We start from the raw sequence: 5355 nt of genomic DNA on the forward strand, positions 1-5355 counted from the left end.
CGGCGTCGGCCGGTGACCCGCAGCGACGCCGGCAACTGGGTGCGCGGGCAGCTGACGTGGGGCACGCTCCCCTACTCGATGAACCGGCTCGGGCTCGCTCCCGAGCAGCACGCGTGGTTCGTCCAGTTCGCCGCGCTCCACCGTGCCGGAGCCCTCGCCGGGCTGCCGGGGGAAGCCGACTGGATCCACCTCGACGACTTCGCGAGCCCACTGCTCTGGCCGCTCCTCGCGCAGGCACCGGGACTCGGCATCGCGTTCGTCACCGGCAAGCGCGAGGGCGGGGCCGTGCTCGGTGCCGAGGCCCGGGTGCTGCTCGACGTCACCCGGCACGACGGCGCGTTGGTGATCGGCGCGAGCGCGGTCCTCGACGCTCGCCCTGCGGCACCGGGGACCGCCCGGACGATCGGCGACCACGGCGTCTACGTCTTCCGCGAGAGCCCCGAGTTCCACGTCGCGTTCGCCCCGACCCCGGCGCCGGTGCCGGACGACCAGCGACGGATGCTCGTCGAGGGCTCGCGGATCACGGTGCCGGAGCCCGAGGTCCCGGAGTTCCTCGCCGACTGGTCGCCCCGGCTGCGCGGAGCACTCGGCCTCGTCAGCGCCGACGGGTCGGTCGAGCTCCCAGAACGGACGCCGCCGGAGCTGGTGCTCACGGTGACGTTCGAACCGGCCCGGGCACCGCGGACGGACGACCGCGCGCACCTGCAGTGGCGCTGGCACGTCGACGGCCGGAAGGACCCCGTCGCCCTGCACGGCCCGCTCCCCGACCTCGCCGGGCTGCGCGCCGCCGACGACCCGGCGCCGACGACCGCAGCCGACGGCGGCGGCAGCGCCGCGACCAGCGGGCCGGCGATCGACGACGGCCCCGCCGCGGACGCGAGCCCCCCGGAGACCGCGGCCGACGACGGTGGCCGAGCCGCGCCTCCCGGCCCCTCGGCCGACCACGTCGTGACCGGACCCGGTGGCGGACTCGCGTGGTTCGAGGACGGCACGATCGACGGCGCCGACGTCGCGGTCTTCGCGAACGAGCTGCTGCCGGAGCTGCCGGGGCTCGGTGTCCGCACCATCGTGCAGGGCGAACGCGTCGACTACGAACGCTTGAGCGGACGGCCGCACATCCGCGTCACGACCATGCCGTCGGACAAGCACGACTGGTTCGACCTCGGCATCTTCGTGACGGTCAACGGCAAGCAGGTGCCGTTCACGCCGCTGCTCCGGGCGCTCGCGAAGCGGGACCGGCGGATGAAGCTCATCGACAACTCCTACCTGTCGTTGGCGGACCCGGCGTTCGACCGGCTCAAGGAACTCATCGACGAGGCGCGCGACCTCGACGAGTGGGAACCCGACCAGCCGATGACGGTCACCCCGCTCCAGGCCGGACTGTGGTCGGAGTTCGACCAGCTCGCCGACGAGACCTCGCACGACGAACGGTGGCAGGCGATCGCGTCCGGGCTGCTCGGTGCCACACCCCCCGCAGCTGTCCCGGTGCCCGACACCGTGCACGCCGAACTCCGTCCCTACCAGCACGCCGGGTACGCGTGGCTGTCGTTCCTGCTGGAGCACGGCGTCGGCGGGGTGCTGGCCGACGACATGGGCCTCGGCAAGACGCTGCAGGTGCTGACGATGATCGCGGCCGCCCGCACGGGCCCCGGCGCGCCGCCGTTCCTCGTCGTGGCGCCGACCTCCGTCGTCGGCAACTGGGCGGTCGAGGCGGCCCGGTTCACACCGTCGCTGCGGGTCACCACGATCGAGTCGACCTCGCTCAAGGACCCCTCGCTCGTCGCGCGCACCGCCGCCGAGTCCGACGTCGTCGTCACGTCCTACGCGCTCCTCCGGCTCGACGCCCCGGCGTACACCGACCTGCCGTGGGCGGCCCTCGTGCTCGACGAAGCGCAGTTCGTGAAGAACCCGCAGTCCCAGACGCACCGGGCAGCGGTGGACCTGCGGGCGCCGGTGAAGTTCGCGATCACGGGGACGCCGCTCGAGAACGGGCTGACCGACCTCTGGGCCCTGTTCCACATCGTCGCGCCGGGGCTGCTGTCGTCGTGGTCCCGGTTCGGGGACGACTACGTGAAGCCGCTCGGCTCCCCCGACCTGCGCGGGGCGGCCCGACGCGAGCTCACCGAGCGGCTCCGTCGACGGATCCGGCCGCTGATGCTCCGGCGGACGAAGGAGAGCGTCGCCGCCGACCTGCCACCGAAGCAGGAGCAGGTCGTCCGGGTGACGCTCGACCCCGCGCACCGCGCCCTGTACGAGCGCACCCTGAACCGGGAGCGGCTGAAGGTCCTCGACCTCATCGACGACCTCGCTCGGAACCGGATGATCGTCTTCCGGTCGCTGACGCTGCTGCGGATGCTGGCGTTGTCGCCGGCGCTGGTGTCGTCGGACGCGTCGGACGCGTCCGGGGGCGTTCCCTCGGCGAAGCTCGACCTGCTGCTCGACGAACTCGAACAGCTCGCGGCCGAGGGGCGCCGGGCCCTCGTGTTCAGCCAGTTCACCTCGTTCCTCCGGATGGTGGCCACGGCGCTCGACGACCGCGGTGTCGGGTACGAGTACCTCGACGGCTCGACCCGGCGGCGCCCCGAGGTCATCGACCGCTTCCGGAACGGCACCGCCCCGGCGTTCCTCATCTCCCTCAAGGCCGGCGGCTTCGGGCTGACCCTGACCGAGGCGGACACCGTGTTCGTGCTCGATCCGTGGTGGAACCCTGCTGCCGAGAACCAGGCGGTGGACCGGACGCACCGCATCGGGCAGACCCGGTCGGTGAACGTGCAGCGGTTCATCGCCGAGGACACCATCGAGGAGAAGGTCCTCGCGCTCGCGGCGAAGAAGGCCGAGCTGTTCCGCACGATGATCGACGACGACGCCCTCTTCGCCGAGGACCTGACGGCCGACGACATCCGCTCGCTGCTGGGCTGACGCGCGCCCGCGCGGCGGGGCGACGGCGCGACGGCCCGGTGCCGGGGTGGGCGCCGGCCGTGCGCGGGCGCGGCATCGCACGGTGCGGCGTCCGTCAGCCGGTGCGGGCTTGCCCGCTCGGTGCGAGGTTGTAAGCGCGCACCAAGCGGGCAGCCGCGCACCAGCCGGCGAACCTCGCACCGTGCGCAGCACCGCGCGACACGCCGACCGCGCACCGGCCAGCGAACGCCGCACCGTGCGCAGCACCGCGGCGGGCACCGCACGGTGCGGCCTCCGTCAACACGTGCGGGCTTGCCCGCTCGGTGCGACGTTGTAGGCGCGCACCAAGCGGGCAGCCGCGCACCAGCCGGCGAACCTCGCACCGTGCGCAGCACCGCGCGACACGCCGACCGCGCACCGGCCAGCGAACGCCGCACCGTGCGCAGCACCGCGGCGGGCACCGCACGGTGCGGCCTCCGTCAACACGTGCGGGCTTGCCCGCTCGGTGCGACGTTGCAGGCGCGCACCAAGCGGGCAGCCGCGCACCAGCTCGCGAAGCTCGCACCGTGCGCAGCGCCGTGCGCAGCACCGTGCGACCCGCCGGCCGCGCACTCGCTGGCGAACTCCGCACCGTGCGCGGTGTGACAAGGGCGCGACCCCGCCACCAGGCGGCGGGACCCTCGCCGCGCGGGACGGGAGGCGCGGGTCGGGCCCGCACCGCGCCTCCCGTCAGCCTCCCGTCAACCTCCCGTAAGGGAGCCGGCGCGCGAGGCGCGCGAGCACGGGTCAGCGGGCGAGGGCGTCGATCGCCGAGACCTCGTCGGAGGACAACTCGATCCGGGCACCGGCGGCGTTCGACCGGATGCGCTCGGGGTTCGACGACTTCGGGATGACGACGAAGCCGTGGGCGACGTGCCAGGCGACGATGACCTGGGCGCTGTCGGCGTCGTGCGACCGGGCGATGTCGACGAGCGTCGGGTCCTGCAGGTTGCTCGCCTTGAAGGGGCTGTAGCCCTCGAGGACGACCCCGCGCGACGCGAGTCCGTCGGCCACGGTGCCGTCGTACTCGGCGGGGCTCCACTTGATCTGGTTCACGGCCGGGGTGACCCCGGTGGCACTGACGAGTTCGTCGATCTGCGGGAGCGAGTAGTTGCTGACGCCGACCGCACGGGTCAGGCCGTCCGACTGCGCCTGGACGACCTGCTCCCACACGTCGGGACGGGCCTCGCCGTTCGGCGGCCAGTGCACGAGCCAGAGGTCGAGGTGGTCGAGGCCGAGCTGGTCGAGGCTCTCCTCGATGGTCTGCCGCACGCGGTCGGCGTTGTCCGGCGGCAGCTTGGTCGTCACGAAGACCTCGTCGCGGGCGAGTCCGGAGTCGGCGATCGCCCTCCCGACGCCGCGCTGGTTGCGGTAGCCGGTCGCGGTGTCGATGTGGCGGTAGCCGGCGGCCAGGGCTTCGCCGACGGCGGCGGGCGCCTCAGCGTCGGGGATCTGCCAGGTGCCGAAGCCGAGGAGCGGCATCGACCCACCGGTGACGGACACGGACGGGTTCGCGTAATCGGTCATGCGTCGTGTCTACGCCGTGCCCGCGGAACGGTTCAGAGCGAGGCGGTCCACTCGGCGACGGTGACGACCTCGGCCTGTCGTGGGAAGACCTTCTCGGTGAGGACGCGGTGGACCTCCGCGTCGCTGTCGGTGCATGCGTCCGAGAGGACCGTCAGCCCGAAGTCGAGGTCCGCCGCCTGGCGCAGCGTCGAGAGGACGACGCCGCTCGTGGCGATCCCGGCGAGCACGAGGTCGCGGACCTCGAGGCCGCGGAGCAGCACCTCGAGGTCCGACCCGGCGAAGGCACTGACGCGGAGCTTCGTCACGGCGAGGTCGTCGTCCCCGACCCCGAACGCGCTGTGCACGTCGGTCGCCCCCGGAGCCTGGGCAGCGATGCGCTCCCGCATCCCGCCGAACATCTTGTTCGTGCGCGCGGCCTCGGGTGCGCCCGGCCGGAACGCCGCGCGCACGAAGACCACCGGGATGCCGCGCTCGCGGGCGGCCGAGACCGCTGCCGTCGCCGCAGCCAGGGCCTCGTCGGTGCCGAGTCGTTCGACGATGCTGTTCTGGTAGTCCATGACGAGGAGTGCGGTGCCCACCTCGTGGACGCTACTCCGGCGGGCCGGGCTGCCGACCCTCCGCCGGGGTCCGGGGCGATGTCCGAGGTGTCCGCCATCATCGACGAGGCCGTCCGGCCCGCACCACCGCACCACCAGGAGTCCCACCCCCGCATGACGTCCCGTCGACGCCGCACCCGCACGAGTCTCACGTCCGTCCTCGTCGTCCTCGCACTCGCCGTCGGCGGGTACGCGCTCCACACCACCGGGGTACTGACACCCGATGCCGAGGCCGCGGTAGGCCCGTCGACCGCCTCCGCGGCGTCCGACGCGCCCACCATCGAGGCGAACCCGC

General features: G+C 73.4%; 3 protein-coding genes and 1 pseudogene. 2 read left to right on the forward strand and 2 right to left on the reverse strand.

Features of this window, described 5'->3' with window-relative positions:
- Positions 1–2919, forward strand: a 2919-nt coding sequence (locus I5E_RS08935; protein ID WP_031261967.1) for a DEAD/DEAH box helicase, incomplete at its 5' end; no start/stop codon positions are given.
- Positions 2920–3684: 765 nt separating this feature from the next.
- On the opposite strand, the gene I5E_RS08940 is transcribed toward I5E_RS08935, so the two are convergent.
- The gene (locus I5E_RS08940; RefSeq protein WP_022906677.1) at positions 3685–4464 is read right to left on the reverse strand and encodes an aldo/keto reductase; all 780 of its coding nucleotides are present in this window, start codon (positions 4462–4464) and stop codon (positions 3685–3687) included.
- Positions 4465–4496: 32 nt separating this feature from the next.
- Positions 4497–5042, reverse strand: coding sequence for a cysteine hydrolase family protein (locus I5E_RS08945; protein ID WP_022906678.1), 546 nt, complete (start codon positions 5040–5042; stop codon positions 4497–4499).
- Positions 5043–5108: 66 nt separating this feature from the next.
- On the opposite strand from I5E_RS08945, the pseudogene I5E_RS08950 reads away from it, so the two are divergent.
- Positions 5109–5355, forward strand: a pseudogene (locus I5E_RS08950) (hypothetical protein); the annotation flags it as partial.

The sequence above is a fragment of the Curtobacterium sp. B18 genome (assembly GCF_000333375.1).
Classification (GTDB): Bacteria; Actinomycetota; Actinomycetes; order Actinomycetales; family Microbacteriaceae; genus Curtobacterium.

Coding starts and splice junctions, on each gene's coding strand:
- I5E_RS08940 (WP_022906677.1), bottom strand. CDS start 4,464: ATGACCGATTACGCGAACCCGTCCGTGTCCGTCACCGGTGGGTCGATG.